Annotated in this window: 19 protein-coding genes; 9 read left to right on the top strand and 10 right to left on the bottom strand. The window is 36.2% G+C overall.

From position 1 onward, the window contains the following. Positions 1 to 77: 77 nt before the first annotated feature. From HMPREF2660_RS07475 to HMPREF2660_RS07485, 3 genes are all read left to right on the top strand, one after another. Complete coding sequence (locus HMPREF2660_RS07475; RefSeq protein WP_070486428.1) at positions 78 to 2396, top strand: ATP-dependent helicase; 2319 nt, start codon at positions 78 to 80, stop codon at positions 2394 to 2396. Positions 2397 to 2523: 127 nt separating this feature from the next. Next, positions 2524 to 4011 carry an alanine/glycine:cation symporter family protein gene (locus HMPREF2660_RS07480; RefSeq protein ID WP_070486431.1) on the top strand — a complete coding sequence of 496 codons (1488 nt, stop codon included), beginning with the start codon at positions 2524 to 2526 and terminating at the stop codon, positions 4009 to 4011. 250 nt (positions 4012 to 4261) lie between these two features. Then, the gene (locus HMPREF2660_RS07485) at positions 4262 to 5839 is read left to right on the top strand and encodes a GMC family oxidoreductase N-terminal domain-containing protein (protein ID WP_013599153.1); all 1578 of its coding nucleotides are present in this window, start codon (positions 4262 to 4264) and stop codon (positions 5837 to 5839) included. Positions 5840 to 6130: 291 nt separating this feature from the next. Here HMPREF2660_RS07485 and HMPREF2660_RS07490 read toward each other — a convergent pair whose 3' ends face one another. From HMPREF2660_RS07490 to HMPREF2660_RS07520, 7 genes are read right to left on the bottom strand one after another with little or no spacing between them, the layout of a single operon-like run. Then, entirely contained in the window at positions 6131 to 7741 is a 1611-nt protein-coding gene (locus HMPREF2660_RS07490; RefSeq protein WP_070486432.1) for a S8 family serine peptidase, read from the bottom strand. Between the two features lie 6 nt (positions 7742 to 7747). Continuing rightward, positions 7748 to 8353, bottom strand: coding sequence for a WbqC family protein (locus HMPREF2660_RS07495; RefSeq protein WP_070486434.1), 606 nt, complete (start codon positions 8351 to 8353; stop codon positions 7748 to 7750). Continuing rightward, positions 8353 to 9918 (bottom strand): signal peptidase I, encoded by a 1566-nt coding sequence (gene lepB, locus HMPREF2660_RS07500; RefSeq protein WP_070486600.1) that lies wholly within the window; start codon positions 9916 to 9918, stop codon positions 8353 to 8355. The genes HMPREF2660_RS07495 and lepB overlap by 1 nt, the downstream gene beginning before the upstream one ends. Before the next feature lie 26 nt (positions 9919 to 9944). After that, positions 9945 to 10646 (bottom strand): 4-hydroxy-tetrahydrodipicolinate reductase, encoded by a 702-nt coding sequence (gene dapB / locus HMPREF2660_RS07505; protein ID WP_070486436.1) that lies wholly within the window; start codon positions 10644 to 10646, stop codon positions 9945 to 9947. A gap of 12 nt (positions 10647 to 10658) precedes the next feature. Further along, complete coding sequence (locus tag HMPREF2660_RS07510; RefSeq protein ID WP_070486438.1) at positions 10659 to 11240, bottom strand: DUF5683 domain-containing protein; 582 nt, start codon at positions 11238 to 11240, stop codon at positions 10659 to 10661. Beyond that, positions 11230 to 12126: a ParB/RepB/Spo0J family partition protein gene (locus HMPREF2660_RS07515; RefSeq protein WP_070486440.1), complete on the bottom strand. Its 897-nt coding sequence runs from the start codon at positions 12124 to 12126 to the stop codon at positions 11230 to 11232. Before HMPREF2660_RS07515 ends, HMPREF2660_RS07510 begins: the two co-directional genes overlap by 11 nt. A gap of 2 nt (positions 12127 to 12128) precedes the next feature. Then, positions 12129 to 12902 carry a ParA family protein gene (locus tag HMPREF2660_RS07520; RefSeq protein WP_070486442.1) on the bottom strand — a complete coding sequence of 258 codons (774 nt, stop codon included), beginning with the start codon at positions 12900 to 12902 and terminating at the stop codon, positions 12129 to 12131. 386 nt (positions 12903 to 13288) lie between these two features. Between HMPREF2660_RS07520 and HMPREF2660_RS07525 the strand changes: the two genes are divergently transcribed. From HMPREF2660_RS07525 to glsA, 3 genes are all read left to right on the top strand, one after another. Then, positions 13289 to 14683 carry a type III PLP-dependent enzyme domain-containing protein gene (locus tag HMPREF2660_RS07525; protein WP_013599161.1) on the top strand — a complete coding sequence of 465 codons (1395 nt, stop codon included), beginning with the start codon at positions 13289 to 13291 and terminating at the stop codon, positions 14681 to 14683. Between the two features lie 24 nt (positions 14684 to 14707). Next, on the top strand, positions 14708 to 15682 hold the full coding sequence (locus HMPREF2660_RS07530) for a deoxyhypusine synthase family protein (protein WP_070486444.1): 975 nt from the start codon (positions 14708 to 14710) through the stop codon (positions 15680 to 15682). Positions 15683 to 15832: 150 nt separating this feature from the next. Further along, a complete protein-coding gene (gene glsA, locus HMPREF2660_RS07535) occupies positions 15833 to 16828 on the top strand; it encodes a glutaminase A (RefSeq protein ID WP_013599163.1) in 996 nt (331 codons plus the stop codon). Between the two features lie 50 nt (positions 16829 to 16878). Here glsA and HMPREF2660_RS07540 read toward each other — a convergent pair whose 3' ends face one another. Further along, entirely contained in the window at positions 16879 to 17217 is a 339-nt protein-coding gene (locus HMPREF2660_RS07540; protein WP_070486446.1) for an FKBP-type peptidyl-prolyl cis-trans isomerase, read from the bottom strand. A gap of 563 nt (positions 17218 to 17780) precedes the next feature. On the opposite strand from HMPREF2660_RS07540, the gene HMPREF2660_RS07545 reads away from it, so the two are divergent. Then, positions 17781 to 20396: a T9SS-dependent M36 family metallopeptidase gene (locus HMPREF2660_RS07545; RefSeq protein ID WP_070486447.1), complete on the top strand. Its 2616-nt coding sequence runs from the start codon at positions 17781 to 17783 to the stop codon at positions 20394 to 20396. Between the two features lie 80 nt (positions 20397 to 20476). On the opposite strand, the gene HMPREF2660_RS07550 is transcribed toward HMPREF2660_RS07545, so the two are convergent. Next, entirely contained in the window at positions 20477 to 21571 is a 1095-nt protein-coding gene (locus tag HMPREF2660_RS07550) for a redoxin domain-containing protein (protein ID WP_013599165.1), read from the bottom strand. 385 nt (positions 21572 to 21956) lie between these two features. Beyond that, positions 21957 to 22487, bottom strand: coding sequence for an adenine phosphoribosyltransferase (locus HMPREF2660_RS07555; protein ID WP_013599166.1), 531 nt, complete (start codon positions 22485 to 22487; stop codon positions 21957 to 21959). A gap of 493 nt (positions 22488 to 22980) precedes the next feature. Between HMPREF2660_RS07555 and dnaA the strand changes: the two genes are divergently transcribed. Continuing rightward, entirely contained in the window at positions 22981 to 24408 is a 1428-nt protein-coding gene (gene dnaA / locus HMPREF2660_RS07560) for a chromosomal replication initiator protein DnaA (RefSeq protein ID WP_013597126.1), read from the top strand. Positions 24409 to 24427: 19 nt separating this feature from the next. Then, entirely contained in the window at positions 24428 to 24874 is a 447-nt protein-coding gene (locus HMPREF2660_RS07565; RefSeq protein ID WP_013597127.1) for a low molecular weight protein-tyrosine-phosphatase, read from the top strand.

Raw genomic sequence — 24874 nt, forward strand, 5'->3', positions numbered from 1 at the left:
GTTCGCTTTTTTAGAAAAATAACGAAAAGCATACGACAGTTTTCACAAACCTAGCAACATTGCTTATCTTTGCAAAGATGGAAAATTATCTAGAACAACTCAACGAGCCACAACGTTTGGCTGTAGAAGCTACAGAAGGCCCAGTAATGATTATCGCTGGTGCGGGATCCGGAAAAACTCGCGTACTCACCTATCGTATTGCTCATTTGATGAATAAAGGAGTTGATCCGTTTAATATATTGTCGCTCACTTTTACCAATAAAGCGGCTCGTGAAATGAAAGAAAGAATCTCTTCTGTGGTGGGTGCCTCCGAAGCCAAAAATCTATGGATGGGAACATTCCACTCGGTATTTGCCAGAATCCTTCGGACAGAAGCTCCGCTATTGGGTTACCCTTCTAACTTTACGATTTACGATCAGCAAGATGCAGTAAGCGTAATGAGCAAAGTTATTAACGAATTGCAACTCGATAAAGATATTTATAAACCTAAACAAGTATTGAATAGAATATCGCAATTCAAAAACAACTTGATTACGGTTCGCGCATATTTCAATAATCCACAACTAATAGAAGCCGATACCGAAGCGATGAAACCTCGTATGGGTGATATTTACAAGGCCTATGTCGATCGCTGTTATAAATCTGGTGCTATGGATTTTGACGACTTGTTGCTACGTACAAATGAGATTTTGACTCGCTTCCCTGAGGTGTTAGCCAAATACCAAGATCGTTTTAGATACATAATGGTGGATGAGTATCAAGACACCAACCACTCTCAATACCTTATCGTGAAAGCATTGGCCTCACGCTACGAAAATGTTTGTGTAGTTGGAGATGATGCACAGAGTATTTATGCTTTTCGCGGGGCAAATATTAGAAATATTTTATCATTTCAGAAAGATTATCCAGACGCAAAAGTATTCCCATTAGAACAAAATTATCGCTCCACAAAGATCATTGTTGGAGCAGCCAATCAGTTGATTGCACACAACCAGGATCAACTAAAGAAAAATGTTTGGACAGACAATGAAGAAGGTGATAAAATAACTGTATATCGTGCTTTGTCTGATGCGGATGAGGCTCGTTATATTGCATCACGAATCTTCGAAACACAAATGTCGGAGCAACTTCCTTTAAGTGATTTTGCTATTCTATATAGAACCAATGCCCAATCGCGTGCATTAGAAGAGGCTTTGAGGAAAAAAGGTATTCCCTATCGTGTTTTTGGTGGAATATCTTTCTATCAACGTAAAGAGATAAAAGATATGGTGAGCTATATGCGCTTGCTAATCAATCAGAATGATGAAGAAGCTCTTTTGCGTGTAATCAATTATCCAGCAAGAGGAATTGGTCAAACAACGATTAACAAACTTTTGTTAGCAGCTAACCAATACAATATTCATATTTTCCAATTATTAGAAAACATCCAATTTTACGCACCAAATATAAGTATCAATACAGCAACAGCTAATAAACTGAACGATTTTGCTGTGATGATTAAGCGCTTCCAATTGATGTTGCAAACTCATGATGTCTATGAAGTTACCATGGAATTGGCCAAAAGCACAAAATTCTTGAGTACACTAAAAGAAGACGACACACCCGAAGGTATTTCTCGCTTAGAAAACGTGCAAGAATTACTAAACTCGATTCAGGGGTATGTAGACGAACAAAAACAATTAGAAGATGGCGACCCTTCTCTGGCCGGATTTTTAGAAAATATTGCTTTGGCGACAGACGCCGATACAGATAACGATGACACAGAAAAGGTAAGTTTGATGACGGTTCACTTGGCTAAAGGGCTAGAATTCCCACATGTTTTCATAGCTGGTCTAGAAGAAAACCTCTTTCCATCGATGATGAATCTCAATACCCGACAAGATTTAGAAGAAGAAAGACGCTTATTTTATGTAGCACTTACACGCGCAGAAAAAAATGCCTATCTCACCTATTCAGTTTCACGATTTCGGTGGGGAAAAATTATCGATAGTGAACCCTCACGATTTTTAGAAGAGATAGATGACAATCACCTACAATGGATAAATCTGAATGTAGGTTTACCAATGAATCGCAGTGGACTAGATGCTTCTCTTTTTGGTGATTTACCAAGCAAAGAGAAATCCCCTACCAAAGCCCGCCTTCGCCCTACAACAGAAAAAAATACAATAACAAAACCTGCAAACCTAAAACCAATTGATAGTGTGAAAACACCAACTTCGGGTACGAATGCCCTAAATTTACAAGTGGGCAATGTAGTGATGCACGATCGATTTGGGCGAGGTTTGGTAAAAGAAATACAAGGAGATCCGCAAGATGCAAAAGCTATTATTATATTTGATCATGCTGGAGAGAAAAAATTATTGTTAAACTTTGCTAAACTTAAAATACTGAATTGATTACATTGTTTTGTAGTCAATTCAGTTTTGAAATAAAACGTTCTTTTCGAGAGGTTTTTTCAATAACATGAGAAATATTAGTTTTTTTTTATCATTTTAGCATAACAAAAAATTAACACACTTTCGAATGGACGAACTCATTAATTCCATAAGCAATCTCGTATGGTCGCAAGCACTTATTGCATTGTGCGGACTTGCAGGTTTGTACTTCACAATCCGCTTAAGATTCATACAAATTACACAGATCAAGAATATGTTACGGCTACTCTTTAGTAGCCAAAACTCCAAAGAAGGTATTACACCCTTTCAAGCCTTTTCGTTGGCCATCTCTGGAAGAGTCGGCACAGGGAATATTATTGGCGTTGCTACAGCCATAGCAATGGGCGGACCTGGAGCCATATTTTGGATGTGGATTATTGCTTTTATAGGAAGTACATCTGCTTTTGTAGAAGCTACTTTAGGGCAAGTTTATAAGCAAGAAGTAGACGGCCAATACCGTGGAGGTCCTGCCTACTATATAGAAAAAGGTTTGGGTATAAAATGGTATGCAGTACTTTTTGCTATCATAACCATTATCAGTTGTGGCTTACTGTTGCCCGGTATACAATCCAATAGTATTTACTCTTCCATAAACAATATAATTAAAGTAGATATTTACCACATAGCAGGCATTCCATTCAATATCATTGGCTTAATTATAATTATTTTATTAGGTATAATCATTATCGGGGGAGTAAAACGATTGGGTAAAACATCAGAGTTGATAGTCCCTTTTATGGCCGGAGCTTATATTATCATGTCTATAATAATTGTAGCTTATCATTATGAAAGAATACCAGAGACTCTCTCCCTTATTGTACGATCGGCTTTCAATAGCGAACCATTATACGGAGGTGTATTCGGTTATGCAATTGCTTGGGGAGTGAAAAGAGGAATTTACTCGAACGAAGCTGGCCAAGGAACTGCTCCTCATGTTGCAGCAGCAGCAGAAGTTAGACATCCGGCCGAACAAGGCTTGGTACAAGCTTTCTCGGTTTATGTAGACACCTTATTTGTCTGCACCATGACGGCTTTTATGATTCTATTTACTGGAAAATACAACGTGAATAACCCCGAAACAACCAACCAATACATCACAGAAAATCTTCCTGGCATTGATTATACAGGCTTTACACAAGCCGCAGTTTCATCACACTTTCCTAGTTTTGGCAATACCTTTGTTGCCGCAGCTCTTTTCTTTTTTGCATTTACAACAATCATGGCCTATTATTATTATGCAGAAACCAACATTACGTATATTTTCCAAAAAAAGAAAAATAAGAAAATTTATATTTGGATTCTACGCGTAGGATTTCTTTTAGCCACATATTACGGAACCGTAAAAACTGCCGAAACAGCATGGGCTATTGGCGATATCGGTGTCGGCACGATGGCTTGGGTAAACGTGATTGCAATTTTATTACTGAGTAATGTCGGTATAAAAGTATGGAATGATTATTACAAGAAAAGAAAAAAGGGTATCAAAAAGCCTGATTTCGACCCGAAAGCGATCGGAATTAATAATGCTTTATTTTGGGAGAAAAGAATAAACGACCTAAATAAAAAACAAGACTAAAACTATCCTCATAAAACATTATACAAGAAAAACAGGAAAAAACAACCTGTTTTTTTTTTGTATTTTTCACCTAAAACAATCTTGAAGAAATGAGAATTTATACGTTTTCTTGTAATCAATGTTTATAAATTTCTACCGATAAAACAGATAATCCCTCCTCTACTTTAGGTATGATTTTGGCATTATTCCAAAAAAAAACGAGTAATTTAGTCAATATGACGATACTAAACGAATAACCGAAAATCAACAAATGAATAGAAAAAGTTTCATCAGAAAAACTTCATTAGGTTTGGGTGGATTATTTTTATATAAGCCTATGTCATTATTTAGTAAAACAAAACCAAAAAAAGAACCGATAGAAAAACCAATTATTATAATAGGATCTGGCTATGGAGGTGCCGTTGCTGCCTTGCGACTTTGCGAAGCTGGGAAAAAAGTCTGCCTATTAGAAATGGGACTCAACTGGGAAAAATCGGGTGAAAAATTCTCACCTATGACACATCCTGGTAAAAGTGCTGCATGGCTACGGAAAAAAACCATTGCACCATTTTTCAATATATTTCCACTGAAACCATTCACAGGTACACTCGATCGATTGGACTATAAAAACATCAAAATTTGGGTAGGACGTGGTGTAGGCGGTGGATCTCTAGTAAATGGCGGAATGGCTGTATTACCGAAAAAAAACTATTTCAAAGAAATATTTCCAACTCTTGACGTTGATCTTTTTTACAACAAGTATTTTCCATTAGCACAACAAGAACTAAAGGTCAATGTGGCAGATGAAGAATTCTTGCAATCCTGCTCATATTATAAATTTAATAAAGTAGGTGAAAAAGAAGCTCAGAAAGCTGGTTACAAAACTATACGTGTACCAAATGTGTACAATTTTAAGTATATGGAGGCAGAGTATGAAAACAAAGTGCCTCGTTCTGCTTTGGCAGGAGAAGTGATTTACGGGAACAATCATGGTAAATATTCATTAGATAAAACTTATCTAAAAAAAGCAGATGCTACCGGAAATCTAGAGATTTTGGATTTACATCAAGTAAAGAGTATTGCTTTGAATTCTGATCATTCGTATACACTTTCGGTAGACCAAATCAACACTTCTGGTGAAATTGTACAGGTGAAAGAAATGCGTTGTCAGAAATTAATCTTAGCAGCAGGCACCATGGGGAGTTTAGAATTGTTACTACGCTCTCAGGCCAAAAATCAACTTCCGTTAGATGAACATATTGGTAAAATGTGGGGCAATAATGGAAATTTCATGACCGGCAGAAATTGGGTAAAAGCATTTTCTGGTGGCAATGGCTATCTGCACTCCACTATTCCTGTGGGCGGAATAGACAACTGGGACGACCCTAAATATCCATTCTTTGCCGAAATTGCACCCTTACCAATGGGGATGAACGTAGCTACAAGCTTATATCTAATTATTAATAAACTAGACAAATATGGCGAAGTAACTTATCATCCTACCGAAGATAAATTAGACTTGAAATGGGATCTTTCACACACAAAGAAAATGAAGGAAAACGCTCGGCATTTCATCAAGAAAATGAATCGTACCAATGGCGGTACACGTGCTCACTTTTTGTTTCATAATGGTTTTGGTCACGATATTTGTTATCATCCATTGGGTGGTATTGTTCTCGAAAAGGCAACCAACCCATACGGAAAACTTAATTTACATAAGAATCTCTTCGTTTTAGATGGTTCTCTGATTCCGGGGAGCATCGGTGTAAATCCTTTTTTAACGATTACTGCTCTTGTCGAATATTGTATAGAACATTTATTACAATCAAAAGAGTTTGAAACGGTATAAAACATTTTTAAAGAATAAATCGCTTTACTTCTTTTTCTGCATTGCAAAAACTAGTAAGCATTCGGTCTTTTACGATACCTATAGTAGATAATAATTTTAGATTTTCAGCAAATACGAAACTGGTTGCCGAACAAACTATTGCTCAAGAAATGCACTATTTCGTGATGTTGCTTTATGTTCATTAGAAATCTTTTATTCTAGGTCTAAAGTATTTAACAAAAAAACTCTCAACACAATGTTGGTGCTGAGAGTTTAGCTAAAATTTTCGTGAAAGATAGAAATTAAGAAAGTTTATTTCAATCTGCGTTGTTTATAAATTTCTTCGGCACGCTGAACAGCATTGTAAGAGTCAACTACTCCACCTGACACAGAAATATCTTTCAATTGATCGTTTTTATTGACAGTTTCCATCAAAATTGTACGAATATCTTGTGCAGTTAGTTTAGGGTAGTGCGACCAAACCAAGGCAGCAACTCCTGCTACTGCAGGTGACGCCATAGACGTACCGTTCAAGAATCGATATTCTGTAACACCTGGATAAGGAGCATAAATTTCTGCACCTGGTCCAAAAACGTCCACCGATTTAATTCCATAATTAGAGAAACGAGCTTTCAGATTTTCACTTACTCGCGTACTTGCTCCTACAGTAAGAACAGATTTACTCACCGCTCCTTGCTCATTGAAATTAGTAGGATAATGGATATGTGTATCGATATCTTCGTTGCTATTTCCGGCTGCTTTTACGATTAAGACATTTTTATCAGAAGCGTATTTGAAGGCATCCCAAACCAACTTTTTATCAGGTGAATACGATTTCCCGAAAGACATATTCAAGATTTTCGCACCATTATCTACTGCATAACGAATAGCATTGGCTACATCTTTGTCGCGTTCATCACCATTTGGTACCATGCGTACAGACATTATTTTCACATGATTTCCACCCGCAGTACCTTCTGTTCCTTTTCCGTTACCACGAACTGCAGCGATTATACCAGCTACGTGTGTACCATGAGAAGATTCTGGTCCGTTCGAATCATTATTTCCATAAATACGTTGAGTATTATCTTCGTAATTATCAACTTTAAGTTCTGCACGTGGATCTAGATTGATGTTGTAATGTGCATTTACCGAAGATTGATAACGCTCTACTTGGGCTTTTGCTACACCCAAATAACGATCTGCCACTTCTTTCATGGTTTTTCCTTCCCAATCCTTAACAGTCATTTCATTAAAAACCCAAAGCGTTTGCAGAACTTGCATATCATCGGTTTTGTAATTTTTCATGATCGTTTCGGAAAGTTTCGTATCGCCAAAAGTGTTGATCAATTTCGTGAATCCAGGTTCTAAGTTTGTGTATTTAGCTTGAGCGATGGCTAAATTATACTTGTCTTTTCCTAATTTTGCATTGTATTCTTTTTTGATACTTTCGTAGGCTTGAAATTCTTGTGAAAATTTTTTCTGATTAGCCAGGTTTACTTCGGCATTTGGCGTATCAAAAAGTGCTTGATATTTTTTATATAATCGGGTAACTTCTAGAGTATCATCATTATAATTTACCCCAAATTCATTACCCAAAAAAGACCACCCATGGATATCATCGATGTATCCATTTTTGTCGTCATCTTTTCCGTTACCTGCAATTTCTTTAGGATTCACCCACATATTATCTTTTAGGTCTTCGTGGAAGTGCTCTACTCCAGAGTCTAGAACTCCGACAACTAAGGTTTGTGGTTTACGATTTTTTGATTTTAAGAAATCCAATGCTTTTTGGGTATTTACACCATAAACGCCTGTTGCATGATAATCTGCATGGTACCATGTTTCTTTTGGTACTTCTGTTTGGGCTTGTACAAAATGGGCAGAAAATAAAATCCCAACGGCAAGAATTAATTTTTTCATATTTACTTAACTTAAATTTTTTATATTTTTTAAATAGGTAGAAGCAGCAGGTCCTTCATTAAAGAGAAGATCTAAGATACTTAAATTTGACTGAAATTCGAATTTACCATCAAAAACCTGATAATATTCTGGCAAAGTTATTCGCTCTTCTTTGGCTTTGAATAGATTTCTATAATCGTTTTCTTCTTCTACGGTTTCGTATTGGTCTGTCAACGAATAGGTCACTTCTAATTTTAGTTTCGATTGAATAAAATCGATTGTTTTCAGATTCAGATCCAACAAATACTTTTCTTGCTTCTCGTAAATTGGTGCCAAATCGTCTTCGTAGAATTCGAAATAAGGCGAACTTTTATAGGCTGCTACCAACGACTTGAAGTGTTCTTTTTGCCAATCGTAATCGTACGATGGTTGAATATCTTTCATTTGTCTTTGACCATTGTGCAAGATTGGGATGGCTAATCGCAACACACCATTTGCTCCAAGAACTAAACATCGATTACGATAGGTTTGTTTTTGGAAATTCTCGTGCTTCTCGATGAGATAATTTTCGGTTTGTACCATTCGGGCAAAATAATCGATGGGCCCGAAGTAAAATGCCGGAAATAGTTTCATTAATCAAATTTTTTATTTTCTTTTCGTCTTTTTCTATCTTTATAAAAATCATATCCTAACCATAAAATTAGGACAAATAAAACATAAATTCCGTAGGATTTTTTATCAGGATTGTCATTGTTTATCGACGTAAATGCACGTTCCCATAAGAATTTTCTAGGAGCTGGCTCAAACATTCCGTTGGCATTCATCCATATAAGGATAGGACGACCTATGATATGATCTTCTGGTACGTATCCAAAGAAGCGCCCATCCAAAGATTGGTTTCGGTTATCTCCCATCATAAAGAAATAATCTTGCTGAATCGTATATTTATTCGTTTTTTCATCGTTTATCATCACCTCGAATTTTCCGTTGGTAGAATCTACAACTAATTTATTTTGTTCGTACTTGCGAATTAGATTGATGTATTGCGGCAAAGTTTCTTTATTAATTTCTACTACGTCGCCTTTTTTCGGAATGTATAATGGTCCGTACTGATCTTCGTTCCATGGTTTATTAACTGGGAAAATAGTGTACGTACTGTCGATCGTTCCATCTTTTCTGATGTATTCTGCTTTGTCGTTTAGATGTCTAGAGATTTGTTCTACTGATAAAACATTTGTGTTTTTTCGGAACGAGGAAACAATCGGATCTGATAAGCCTTCGAATACATACACAAACTGATTGCTGATGTTTTGCAAACGATAATCGTGTGGCAATAAACCATAATCATCATAAAGTAATTTATCGCTAAACGGTGCTTTTGTGATTACTTGATAACGATGTTGTACTAGAGCATCTCTTTTGGGTATGAATTTTTTTCCATTCACATACAAAACTCCATTCGATATTTTTAGCGTATCTCCTGGCATTCCGACCAAACGTTTTACATACGCATCTTTTCGGTCGATTGCAGAATAAACCGAATCGGTAGGATAATTGAAAACGACAATATCATTAGACTTCAGATCTCTCCAACCTGGCAAACGCATATAGGGCAAGCGTGCCTTATCGATGAACATATCTCGATTGATAAACTCAGAATAAGGTATACCGAAAGGTGTTAGAGGAACTCGAGCTCCGTAACTTACTTTTTCTACAAACAATGCATCCCCTATTTTGATGGTATTTTCCATCGATCCAGTTGGCACAATCATTGGTTGCACAAACCAGTTATGGATTAGTGTTGCCAAAACAATAGCGAAAATAAGAGCAGACACGATTGTAGATTTTCTTTTTTCTGGTCCTATGTACTTCGGTTTTTCAACGTAATTCAGATAAAAAGTATATAATCCTAGCGTAAGAACCATGATCACTTTATCTTTGATTTCGATTTTACCAAAACTATCGGCTAAATCGACAAGTAAAATCAACCAAAAGATTGGTCCTACAATTGGGATGTAAAATAAGATAATCCACCACTTTGGTCGTTGAATAATGTCTAGTCCACGCCAAATATTAAGAAAAGGTACAAAGGCTTCCCATGATTTTTTACCCGCTAATTTATAAAGATTGAAGGTTGCAGCCCCGAATAGGAGATTAAAGATAATAAATCCGACCAACCAGTAAATAAATATAGTCATAATTTGTTCTATGTAGGTTTTATTGTTTATATTCCTAAAACGTCTTTCATTCCAAAAACGCCTTTTTTTCCACTCAACCATTCGGCTGCAATGACCGCTCCTAAAGCAAAACCTTTTCTGCTGTGCGCTGTATGAGTTAATTGCAGGCTATCGATTGCCGAAGTGTAGGTAACACTGTGTGTTCCTGGGACTTCATCTACTCTCAACGCACGGACAGGAATGGTAGTAGGAGATTTTTCGGTCATAGACCAATTTTCATAATCAGAATAAGCCAAAAGATGTTCTGCCAAGGTAATCGCTGTACCGCTTGGGGCATCTAATTTTTGGGTATGATGAACTTCTTCTATTTCTATCTGATAGTCGTTTTTATAAGGACGCATCAACTCTGCGAAGCGTTTACTGAGCTCAAAAAAAAGATTAACTCCTAAGCTAAAATTAGAAGCGGTTACCAATGCGCCATTTTTTCCTTTCACAAAACTATCAATCTCATTCTTGCTATCACTCCAACCTGTTGTTCCAGAAACAGTTGGCAACCCCAACTCAATTAAAGCTTTTATATTATTTACAGCTGCATTGGGTTGTGTAAATTCGATAGCTATCTCGGCATTGTTTATATCTTCTTTGGTTGGAAGGTGATTGATTCTTGCTACCACTTCATGGCCGCGTTCTACCAAAATCTCTTCGATTGCTTTTCCCATTTTTCCGTATCCGACTAGGGCAACTTTCATGATTATATTGAATTAAAATTTAAAATTTAATGCAAATCCATATTGAGCTTGCATCCTATTTTGATCGTAAATTATGGTTGGCTTAATCGCCAAATCTGGATCACTTTTTATACCAAAAAGATGAGCATCTACCGATGCGTCTACCACATTGAGGATGTATACAAGCGTAGTAATTGCAATCGCATAATCTCGATATCTTTTTTTCTCATCTTGGATCACGCCCAATTGTTCGGCTGTCAAACGGTCATATCCTGTTGGTATGTCGTGTATACGACCATCGAGTTTGGCAGTGTAATAGCCTCTGAAATCCTTGTATTGTTTATTATAATATAAGGTGAAACCAACGCCTGCTCCTAAAAGCCCCCAAACGATTGGTGCTTTCCACCATTTTTCGTTATAAATCTGTCCCAAACCAGGTACTACAGCTGAATACAATGAAGCTCTCATCGGGCTTTTTGCACCAAGAGTATCTTGCCGAATAGGGACACTATCGGTTTGCACGTTGTTCATTTGCAAGCTATCGCTTATCTCTACCTGTGCATTGACCATATAACTCCCACACAAAAAAAGAAGTAAGAGTACTTTATTTTGCATCTTCTAAAAACTTACGTAAACGTTCGAAATCTTCATCTGAAGTGAAGTTTAGGATTATCTTCCCTTTTCCATTTTTTGCTCTTTTAATTTCTACTTTGGTTTTGAGAGATTCTCCAATCGAATCCAAAGCTACTTGATATTGCGCTGGTAATTCTGCAACGGTTTTATTGACTTTTTGTTTGTCCTCTTTCAAAGATTTGATGAGGTTTTCGGTTTCACGTACCGACAAGTTATCTTTAATAATCCGCTCGTATATGGCGAATTGTTGATCGAGATTCTCAACAGCAATCAATGCACGTCCGTGCCCCATAGAGATCATTCCATCTCGAATTCCGGTTTGGATTATCGGATCTAATTTTAGTAAACGTAAATAATTGGTGATAGAACTTCGATCTTTCCCTACTCGCTTACTCAATTCTTCTTGTGTCAGTTGGACGTCTTCTATCAACTGTCTATACGATAAGGCGATTTCTATAGCATCTAAATCTTGGCGTTGGATATTTTCTACCAAAGCCATCTCGAGCATTTCTTGGTCATTGGCCAAGCGTACATATGCTGGGATGGTATCTTTACCAGCCAATTGCGAGGCTCTAAAACGTCTTTCGCCCGAAATCAATTCATACGTTCCTTGTGTAGTTTTACGTACCGTAATGGGCTGAATAACCCCCAACGATTCGATTGATGTAACCAAGTCTTCCATCGACTGTTTATCGAATTTGGTTCTTGGTTGCCAAGGGTTTGCAACGATTTTATCGAGATCGATTTCTAAAATATTCCCCACCAAATTTTTAGCTCCTTCATCCGATGCCGAATTCACATTCGGTTCATCCTTCAACAAGGCCGAAAGACCGCGACCTAAACGGTTGTTTTTATTTGGTTTTGCCATGATTACTCTGTGTCGTTATTATTGATTAAAAACTCACGGGCTAAATTTAAATAATTTTCTGCACCTTTACTATCTGCATCGTACTGAATAATTGTCTCACCAAAACTTGGTGCTTCTGATAAACGCACATTTCGTTGAATTATCGTCTTGAAAACCATTTGTGGAAAATGATTGTTGACCTCATCTACCACTTGGTTTGATAAACGCAGACGAGAATCATACATCGTGAGCAATAATCCTTCGATATCCAATTCTTTGTTGTGATACTGTTGAACTCCTTTTATGGTATTGAGTAGCTTCCCTAAACCTTCTAACGCAAAATATTCGCATTGGATTGGTACAATTACCGAGTCGGCAGCCGTAAGTGCATTGAGCGTGATTAGGCCCAATGATGGTGCACAATCGATAATAATATAATCGTATCGATTTTTGATTTCTTGCAATGCACTGCGCAACATATATTCACGCTCTTCGTAGTCGACGATTTCTATTTCTGCTGCCACCAAATCTACATGAGCCGGAATAAGGTCTAAATTGGGTGTTTCGGTTTGTAGAATAACTTCCGAGGCCAAAACTTGATTCTCTAACACCTCATAAGTACCTCGCTCTACAGTTTCAGGATCTATACCCAAAGCAGAAGTTGCGTTGGCCTGTGGATCGGCATCTATTAACAATACTTTCTTTTCTAATACCCCAAGAGAAGCAGCTAAATTTACGGCTGTTGTGGTTTTCCCTACTCCTCCTTTTTGGTTAGCAATAGCAATTATTTTCCCCATAATTTATTCTGAAAACGACTTCAAAAATACAACAAATCAACGACTGACTTCTTATCGAATTGATAAATTTATAAACATCCTGCCAAAGATTTGATTTTTCAGAGATTACAAATTAATAAAAATAATTTATTAAGAAAAACTTAAACACATCTAGAATCTACATAAGACTTGGATAATTCGTGTATATTTGCATAGCATTGTTTAATGGAAAACAAACATTTTTATAATAAAAGATTAGTAACCTAAAAACACATTTTTTAAATTGATAAAACAATCTGGTTATATGTACAATGGTGTATTTTATGCATTGAGGGTTTAAAGAATAAGCATCTAAAAATCAAAAACTATTCGTAATTACATCTTTATAACTTTTAACAACAAAAAAAATGAAAACAAAATACATCGATCTCATTACACAATCTTTTGATTTTCCGCAGGAAGAATTTGATTTGGTAGGAGAAAATCTACATTTCAATGGTATTGATTTAATGAAATTGATAGAGGAACATGGCACTCCACTAAAGTTTACTTATTTGCCCAAAATTTCGCAAAACATCCAGCGAGCTAAATCATGGTTCAATGATGCGCGCAAAAAATTAAACTATCAAGGAACCTATAACTATTGTTATTGCACCAAAAGTTCGCACTTTCGTCATATTATAAAAGAAGCACTAAAAAATGATATCCATATCGAAACTTCGTCTGCATACGACATCAATATCGTAGAAAGCCTCCTGAATGAAGGGCTGATGAACCACGATCAGTACGTGATTTGTAACGGATTCAAGCGAGAAGAATATGTAGAAAACATTGCTCGACTAATCAATAATGGACACCGAAAAACCATAACAGTTATCGACAACTACGAGGAAGTTGAACTTTTTTCGGATGCCATAGAAGGAGATTTTGAAATTGGGATCCGAATTGCCTCTGAAGAAGAACCTAAGTTTGAGTTTTATACATCTCGACTAGGGATTGGCTATAAAGATATTGTGCCTTTTTACAACAATATGGTGAAACCCAATGAACGCATCAAAGTAAAAATGCTTCATTTCTTTATCAACACCGGTATCAAAGACAACTCTTATTATTGGAACGAGTTGGTGAAATGTTTACGTGTCTATGTAAACCTGAAAAAAGTTTGCCCAGAACTTGATAGCCTAAATATCGGAGGAGGTTTTCCTATTAAAAACTCTCTAACCTTCGAATATGACTATGCTTATATGGCCGAAGAAATTTTGGGTCAGATCAAGAAATTCTGTGACGAAGAAGGAATCCCTGTCCCAAATATATTTACCGAATTTGGCAGCTTCACAGTTGGAGAAAGTGGCGGAATGATTTATAAAGTATTGTACCAAAAGAAACAAAACGACAAAGAATATTGGGACATGATTGATTCTTCTTTCATGACTACCCTACCAGACGCTTGGGCAATCTCTAAACGTTTTGTGATGCTACCACTCAACCGCTGGTATGATACGTATGAACGCGTTTTGTTAGGAGGATTAACTTGTGATTCGGACGATTATTACAACTCAGAACAACACGTAAACGCGATTTATTTACCAAAATACGACTCGGCAAAACCTCTGTACATTGGCTTCTTCAACACGGGTGCGTATCAAGACAACATTTCGGGTTTTGATGGAGTGCATCATTGCCTGATCCCTCAGCCAAAATATATTTTGATCGATGAAAACTATCAGGTAGAGGTTTTCTATCAAGAACAAGACTACCAAAGCGTACTAAAAAAATTAGGTTACCGATTAATCGAAGAATAAAATTTTTATTAAAAAAAACTAAAAATGACAAAAGGACCAATCAGTCAGTTTATAGAACATAACTATAGACACTTTAATGCAGCTGCCCTGATGGATGCTGCAAAAGGGTATGAACAACATTTATTAGAAGGTGGCAAAATGCTAATTTCATTAGGTGGAGCGATGTCTACTGCAGAACTAGGTATTTCTTTGGCCGAAATGATTCGTCAAGATAAAGTACATATTATCTCTTGTACAGGTGCCAACTTAGAAGAAGATGTTATGAATTTGGTTGCACACTCACACTACAAAAGAATCCCGAATTATCGTGATCTTACACCAGAGCAAGAGCGTGAATTATTAGACTCACACTTCAATCGTGTAACTGACACCTGTATCCCAGAAGAAGAAGCGTTCCGTCGTTTACAAAAACACTTGGAAGATGTTTGGCATGCAGCGGAAGAAAAAGGAGAGCGTTATTTACCACACGAATTCCTATACCAAGTAGTAAATTCTGGAGTTTTAGAGCAGTATTATGAAATCGACCCTAAGGACTCTTGGATTGTTGCTGCAGCAGAGAAAAACTTACCAATTGTATGTCCTGGTTGGGAAGATTCTACCACCGGAAATATTTTTGCTTCGAATGTTATCAAAGGAAATCTGAAAGCTTCTACAGTGAAATCTGGTATCGAATACATGGTGTACTTAACCGAATGGTATCGGGCAAACTCTGACGGGAAAGGTGTAGGATTCTTCCAAATTGGAGGGGGTATTTCTGGAGATTTTCCGATATGTGTTGTCCCGATGATGTACCAAGATCTAGAATGGACAGATGTGCCTTTCTGGTCTTATTTCTGCCAAATCTCTGATTCTACTACCTCATACGGCTCATATTCCGGAGCCGTGCCAAATGAAAAAATTACATGGGGGAAACTAGATGTAGATACGCCAAAATTCATCATTGAGTCGGATGCGACTATCGTTGCTCCATTGGTTTTTGCTTGGATTTTAGGAAAATAATTTTTTTATAATAAAAACCATTCATATCAACAGCACGAAGTCTTTCTTCGTGCTTTTTTTATTGGTCCTAGTAGAGATCCAAACTCGAATCCTTATCTTTGGTTTCTTAATTGGATTTGTTTCCATCCAAAACTATAATTCTATTTCGAAATGTATAAAACGATATCTTTTCTCAGTATTGCTATCTTTTATATTCTGTCTACACCATCGACGATTGTTTGCGGACAGAACAAAATAATCGATAAAAAAGTAATGCTGCATTTAGTCAATAAACATAAACTCGCTTTTACGCAAGGCAAAGTAGCAGATTATATTCCAGAATTAGGCAAAGCCAACCCAAAAGCTGTTGCATTTTCTATCACAAACGAAAACGGTGAAACATGGAGTGTTGGTGATAATAAACAGAAATTTACAATCCAAAGTATTTCTAAATTAATTGCTTTGATGTTGGCAGTAGAAGAAAATGGCGAAGAAAAGGTTTTTACACAAATGGGCTATTATGGGACCCATCATCCTTTCAACTATTTTGCCAATTTAGACCACAACGGTCGTCCACTCAATCCGATGATGAATGCAGGGGCCATCTACACAACCTCTCTGATAGCAGGAGACGCAGACGAACCTTATCAGAAAATATTGGCTAGAATTCGATACATTACCAATAATCCGAAAATAGATATTAATCCGACTATTTACGAATCTGAAAAAGCTACTGGATACCGAAATCGTGGTATGTTTTATTTAATGAAAAATTATGGTATGATCGAAAAAGAAGAAGAAGTACTGAACAATTATTTCCGTCAATGTTCGATAGAAATTGATGTGGAAGATTTATCAAAAATAGCTTATTTCATTGCCAATCAAGGAACGAGATACGACGGAGATAAAACACACTACAACAAAGAACTCATGCAATTGATACAAGCACAAATGCTCACGGCTGGTATGTACGAGTTTAGCGGCGAATATGCTCGCACGATTGCTTTGCCAAGTAAATCGGGGGTTGGTGGCGGAATTATTGCTACGGTTCCCAACAAAATAGGAATTGCAGTATACAACCCTTCTCTAGATGAGCACGGCAATTCGCTGGTAGGTTATTTAATTCTAAAGGATTTTGTTCAGGAATATTCGTTAGGAATTTTTTAAGCGATTGTGGAAAACCTTCGGAATTTTTAGATTTCATTTCACTCAAAATATTATTCATCGAGTATCGCAATTAATTCTACCTGAAAAACCAAGGTAGATTGCGGGCCAATATATTGATTGAGTTCTTGATTTCCGTACGCCAACTCTGGGGGCAAAACAAGCGTCCATTTACTCCCGACTAGCATCTGTGTCAGGGCTTGTCTCCAACCTTTGATTACTTTATCGAGCGAGAAAGAAGCAGGTTTATTTCTATTGACCGAACTATCGAAAACCTCACCATGAATTGTAGTTCCGTGGTAATGACACAACACTTTGCTCGTTGCATTTGGGATTACACCTGTACCCATTTTATCAACTTTTACCAGCAATCCATTTTCTTCTTTTTTCACACTAAGATCTTCTGAAAATTGTGCTCAAAAGCATTTCCTTCTGCTGTATTCTTTATCGCTAACTCTTCTTTTCGCTTTTTCAAAACTTCTACTATTCCCATAGTTCTATATTATTACAGAAATACACTTATTTTTTTTTAATTTAATTAAATATAATCATCAGTTTGATAATAAACTAATTACATTTTTTATAATTAATTATAAAGAAAGTACTACTTCTACTGCTGTATAGTAGTTAATTTGGTTAATAAACTTTATTATCATCAAGCGGAGTAAATTCTATACTTGAAATTAGTATTAAAAAACAATTTCGTAAAAAATAATATTTATTTACCATTACATCCACTTGATATGAGAATATATTGCAGAAAAATCTTTCTTTTTTTATATACGACTTCCATACGTTTGGATAAAAAATTCTAAATACAATTCTAAATAATTCACATTTTCCCTAAATAAAGCCAAATAAAATTATCAACTTAATGAAAAAATCGACAGAAAAAGTTTTTTTCTCAAGGTTAAAAAGTTTATTTTTAGCGCTAAAAAATTAACACATATTTAAAATGAAGAAAAAATTTCTACTACTGTCTACAATCGTATTGATGAGCCAAATCTCTTTAGCACAAGATCATCGAAACTTAATTGATCAATATTTGCATCAAAATCAATTATCCCAAGCAAGTAGCTCTATTCAATATCAAGTTGTAGAAACTATTCCGAATGAAAAAAATTCTACCGAACGTGTATATATACAATATGAACATAACGGAATCCCAATTTACAATGCGTACGGAAATTTCTTGGTACAAAACAACCAAGTGATACATTTTGCAGGTATGGTAGATACCCAGCTGAACAAACCTTTTCCTGCACAAAAAAGCTCTCTAACCGATGTTGTATTATTAGACAAGTTAGCTTCTCATTTCGGAGTTTCCGTAAAAGAGAATACAAAAAAGAGTACAGAAACTGGCGTTTTTCCAGTTGATCAACATGAAGTAAAATTGTATTATTTCTTAGATCAGAAAAACCAATATCATTTAGTAAAAGAGTTTATGGTTGCTGTAAAAACGGTTAACGAAAATGATGTGTACATAGCTTTGCTCGATGCGCATTCTGGAGAAATATTAGATTTACACAACTCTACTTTGTCGTGTGATTTTCATCCAGACTTTCATCAAAACACAACAAGAATTGCCGAAAAACGTCCGTCATTCGACTGGTTAAAAGAAGCTTTTTCTACGTCAGAAAACAACCCACAATATAAAGTTTTTCCTTTACCCTACGAGTCACCTTCACATGGGAATGCACAAACCGTAAACTTTTCTACCGTTGCCAATGTTACTGCTTCACCGGAAGGTTGGCATAAATACGGCAATAAAGAAGAAGATGCTACCTACGGCAACAATGTTCGTGCTGCATACGACCACAATTCTACTGGATACAACACCTATTCAGGTGCCTCTGTAACCTTGGATGGAAAAGTTTACAGTAAAAATGGAGATTATGATTTCAGCTACGATTATCAGTTCGGGAAACATCCTTTCAAATCTAAAGAAGCCGCTACAGTAAATCTTTTCTACACGAACAACATGATGCACGACATTATGTACAATTATGGTTTTGATGAAAAAAGTGGAAATTTCCAGAAATCTAATTTTGGTAATGGAGGAACCGGAAATGATGAGGTAATTGCTCTTGCACAGACACGTTTTAATGAAGGAGTTCTGAATAACGCAACCTTCGCAACCTTACCCGACGGGTATATTGCTCGCATGGCTATGTATCTTTGGAATCCACCAACAAATTATACAGAAAATTTGGTAAGCATTTTCTCACCTTCTGATATTGCTGGTGATTACACTGCAAAAGAAGCTCAGTTTGGCAATAAAATAGATGATCAGATCAATGCTAATTTTATCTTAGTAAAAACCACCGACGGAACGAACGAAGGCTGTAGCACACCAACCAATGCAGCTGAAATCAACAACAACATTGCCATCATTACTCGTGGAAATTGTAATTTTGTAACGAAGGTGAAAAATGCACAAGACGCAGGTGCAAAAGGTGTTATCGTCGTAAACAATGATAATGGTGCCCCTATCGCAATGGGCGGAACAGATAGCTCTATAACGATTCCTTCGGTGATGATAACAAAAGAGCTAGGTGATAAAATCAAATCAAAATTAAACTCAAACATAACAGTAACAGGAAGCCTAAACGCTAGCGACACCCCTTATTATGATGGTTCCTTGGATAATGGCGTTATCGCACACGAGTACGGACACGGAATCTCTACTCGTTTAACTGGCCCACTTACCACGAGTGCTTGTTTACGCAACAAGGAACAAATGGGTGAAGGATGGAGTGATTTCTTTGGATATATCCTCACGATGCAACCAGAAGACAAAGGTACGGATGCCCGTGGAATTGGGACATATGTAACTGATCAGCCTACAACAGGAAGAGGAATCCGACCTACAGCTTATAGCACAGACATGAGCGTAAACCCTGCAACGTACGATAATCTAAAAACTTATGGAGACTCCTCAAACGAATCACCACATAGAACTGGTTACGTTTGGGCAACTATGCTTTGGGATATGACATGGAAATTGATAGACAAGTATGGTTTCTCGCCAGACATTTACAACGGTGATAAAGGAAATAATATTTCTCTACAATTGGTAATGGATGGAATGAAAAACCAACCGTGTAACCCAGGTTTTGTAGATGGTCGTGACGCAATTTTGGCTGCTGACATTGCTAACTACAATGGAGAAAACCAATGTGAAATTTGGCAAGCCTTCGCTCGCCGTGGTTTAGGATATGGAGCAAGTCAAGGTAGTTCCGACTCTCGAGTTGATGGAGTTTCTTCGTTCGAGATGCCACCTGCAGAGGTGTTGGATTGCAAAAAGATGAACACGACAAACTATAAACTATCTAGTCTTTATATGTTTCCGAATCCAGCCAAAGACATGGTTTATTTTGCAGATGAAAACTTAGGAAATTCGATCAAAATTGAAGTGTCTGACGTAACCGGAAAGTCGGTTATGAATGCCGAATTGAAAGTAAAAGCTAATCGGGCAGAATTCGATACTTCTTCACTTTCGAAAGGTCTTTATATCCTAAAAATCACAACGAATAAGGAAGTCACAACCAAGAAATTGATTAAAAACTAATCTATTTCGATACTCTATAAAAAATGCGATGTTCAAAAATAAACATCGCATTTTTTATATGGATTTTTCCCATCAACATCTTATGAATGCTTTTTAATCAATTCTTCTAAAATCGATGGAAATCTCTCTTCATCTTCAAAAGTAAAATTATCATTGGCATACAAAACCGTATTGTCCTTGGATAAAATATAAGTAGCTCTATTACTGTATCCTAGAGGGTTGTAGGCATTGTATAAGCGCGCTATCGAATAATCTTCATCATTGAGATAAATAATCCGATCGGTTTTCAGTGCTTTTTTCCACAACTTAAGCAAAGCCGGCGTCGAACTCGAAATTGCATACATCTCTACTTCTTTCATCGCTGGATGATGATCGATGAGTTGGATTTGAGTTGCACAACTCATCCCAGCCGTATGATTGACTTTGGCAAAATCTGATACTACCTCTCCACTAAAAGCAGCTGGATAAAAAGTTATCACCTTAAATTTATCGGTGATGGAAGAAAGATTTCTAGCTCTACCTGAAGTATCTTCTACATCCTCCAACAGAAAATCAGGTGCTTTCTCGCCTATTTTTAACGGTGTTTGTTTGGATGGTCGAGTATTTTTTAATAATCCTAAATGTATTTTTATTTTATCTTCTAAGGGTTTTAAGTGCTCTCCTTGTGCTCGGTAATCTTTGTCTATAGCCAAAATTTTATAGTTTTTATCGAGTAAGTATACTATAGAGCTTGGTGTTTCTTCCTGTGATGATAAACTTAATTGCTGACCGAAATGGGAAGTTTTCATCTGAAATACATCCACCCCCAAAGCTCGATAAACCATCCCTGTCGGGTCGTACATTCTATTATCTTGTACAAAGGGTGCTTCCCAAGAGTTTCTAGGTTGAGAAGTGTTGGGAGCAAGGGCATTTACAACATAAATAACCTCTATTTTAGGTTTGTTTTCTTGTTGCTGAAAAGCCAGACCATCGGTAAAGTAATATTTAAGAGAAGTGGTCAACATAGGAGCATAACTATTATCCGAAGCCAATGATGGGGCGAGAACCACAATTGTGGCATCGGATTGTGGATTGTATTTTTCTATTAACTGAATAGGAAACAATTCACCTACTTTTTTCTGAGCCTGTAAACCACAACTTACTAAAACGCAAATACCTAGGATATATTTTTTCATAACAATAGAATGTATATACAACAAAATTCACTTCCCTAAAATACAGTAAATTTTAGAATGATACAGTTTTTAACAATTTTTTATTTAGAAGATATATACCTCATATAGTACATTATATTAAATCAATTCATTGCGCTATCAATTGTAGTGGATAGGTATTCTAAACAAAGACTTTTTATAAATAAGTCAGGACTATTCTTAGTAATCACTTATGCAATCTAATCAGAAAAACTTAATCTAATTCTGTGTTATTTTTTTCAGAGATATTTGCGTATACGATTTTGGTTCATTGTTGTGGTTACTATAACCTAAGAAAAACTAAAAAAGCCTGAATTATTTCAGACTTTTTTATATCCCTACCTGTTATTATTTGTATTACAAAAAATCAATACGATGTAAGACAAACAATATCTTCTGTAAACGATTTTAGTTTTTTCTCTCCTTCTAAATAATTCAATGCTGCGATAAAAGAAAATTGAGTAACTACGCCTCCACATTTTTCTACCAACCATGCTGCAGCTTCTGCGGTCCCGCCTGTTGCCAAAACATCATCATGGATCATCACTCGCATCCCGGGTTGAATAACATTCTCTTTTAGTTCTATAGTTGCTGACCCGTATTCTAGCTCATAGGTTTGTGCCACAATAGGCGGAGGTAATTTGCCTGCTTTACGTATCATTACAAAAGGAATATTCAACTCATGCGCAATTTGCACACCATATAAAAAACCACGGCTTTCTATACCACAAACCAAATCTACTTTTCCTTTGGCTTTTTCGGTAAACCCTTGAATAATTTCACGCGACAAAACAGGATCTAAAAACAAAGGAGAAATATCCTTGTACTGAATACCTTCACTCGGAAAGTCGGGTATGTTTTCAATGGTTTGATCTATTTTTTCTTTTAGCAAGTTCATGATAATCGTTTATTTTCTTGCGCAAGGTATGAAATTATTTTTTTTGAATAAATAATACTTTCATTTATGTAATAATGACAAGTTAAAAATTTTAACATTTCATAAAGCTTTACTTCACTTAAATCGCATTACAAATTACAAATCATTACTTTACATTATTTTTACAAAAACCTTACAAAGGCTTAATAATCATTCTAAAACTTGTCTATCAATCAATTATAAGCATTATTCAATATAGAATAACAGTCAAGTAAATGTAAAATATTTTGCTTATTTTTGTTAAGCCTTATCAACAGGAAGTTAGAGGCTATAAGAAGGTGTTTTTGTTGTTTTTTATATACCAAATATTTTTTGTTTTATCAAGTTGGACTCTATTTTTTTTATCAAAAAATTGTCCACATATTTGCTCCGAAAGATGATGAAAAACCAACCCCTTCATTATCAATAGATACTAATACTAAGACTGTTTAACTAAAATTTTATAACGAATAGAATGGATAATAATGCAATTATTGTATGGGAAAAGTGTCTCTCTTATATTCAAGACAATATCGACAAAGAGGCTTTCGATACATGGTTTTTGCCTACAAAAGCAGTTAAGCTTGTAGAAAATATCCTAACTATTCAAGTACCAAGTAAATTCTTCTACGAATGGCTAGAAGACAACTATATCACTTTGCTGAAAAGTGCTTTGCTAAAAGTTCTAGGTCCTGACGGAAAGTTGGTCTACAGCATTGTTACCAATATGCGTAATAAACCACAAAATCCAGACACGGTAAAAATTCCTTCAATCAACAAAGAAAAGGTAAAACCCAACCTTATCGATGCTCCACTAAAAATCGAGAGCAACGACGTGTTAAACCCTTTTGTGATACCAGGTTTGCAAAAAATAAAAATCGATTCTCAACTAAATTATCGGTACAATTTTGATAATTTCATAGAAGGTGAATCGAATCGTTTAGCAAGAACTGCAGGTAAAGCCATTGCAAAGCGTCCGGGCGGGACTTCTTTCAACCCGTTCTTTATTTATGGTGGTGTTGGTTTAGGGAAAACGCACTTGGTTCATGCAATCGGACAAGAAATCAAAGAACTTTATCCAGACAAATCTGTGCTATATGTTTCGACCGAAAAGTTTACCATGCAATTCATTAACGCGGTTGCCAACAAAAGCCAGAACGACTTCGTGCATTTCTACCAAATGATTGATGTGCTTATTATAGATGACATCCAATTCTTGGCCGGAAAAGCAAAAACTCAAGAAGCCTTCTTTCATATTTTCAATGATTTACAACAAAAAGGTAAACAAATTATCCTTACCTCTGATAAATCACCAGCTACACTAACCGAAATGGAACCTCGATTAATCTCGCGTTTCAAGTGGGGATTGAATGCAGAACTGCAAATGCCAGACGCATCAACGCGTAGAAATATCATCCAGCAAAAAGTAGAAAAAGATGGAATAGAAATTCCAGAAACTGTATTAGATTACATTGCAGAAAATGTAGAAACCAATGTTCGAGAATTAGAAGGCACCTTAAATTCGATCATTGCTCAATCGACTTTCAACCGAAAAGAGATTACATTAGATTTGGTGAAAGACACATTATCCAACATCATCCAATACAGCAAAAAGGAAATTTCGATCGATTATATCCAAAAAACAGTTTGCGACTATTTCAAAATACCGATCGAAGATATCCAATCAAGATCACGCAAAAGAGATGTGGTACAAGCTAGACATTTGGCAATGTATTTTGCAAAAATACATACCAAAGCTTCTCTAAAAAGCATTGGTGACAAAATCGGTAATCGAGATCATGCTACCGTTTTACATGCTTGCAAAACGGTAACCAATTTATCAGAAACCGATAAAATTTTCAAAGGATACATCGAAGAAATCAATAAGAAGTTAACAGTATAGACCAAAAAAATAATTGACTATGAAAATTATGATGGTTTGTCTTGGGAATATATGTCGCTCGCCTTTGGCAGAAGGTATTTTACAACACAAACTTGGCAACAACTACACAGTAGAATCCTCTGGAACGGCACGATGGCACGAAGGAAAAAAACCTGACCAACGAAGCATTGCCGTTGCTAAAAAACATGGAATAGACATATCTCAACATCAAGCACAACAGTTTGTACCCATTATGTTTTCTGATTTTGATATGATTTTTGCAATGGACAGAGATAATTTTGCTGATTTGCAAAAACTAGCTACAACCCAAGAAGAAAAAGACAAAATTAGACTTATACTTTCCGAAGCTTTTCAAGAACAAACAGATGTTCCGGATCCTTACTACGGAACTGAAAGAGATTTCGATGAAGTTTATGATTTATTGGATCGTGCAACCGATGAATTAGTAAAAATAATCAACCGATAA

Source organism: Weeksella sp. HMSC059D05 (genome assembly GCF_001809725.1).
GTDB lineage: Bacteria > Bacteroidota > Bacteroidia > Flavobacteriales > Weeksellaceae > Weeksella > Weeksella virosa.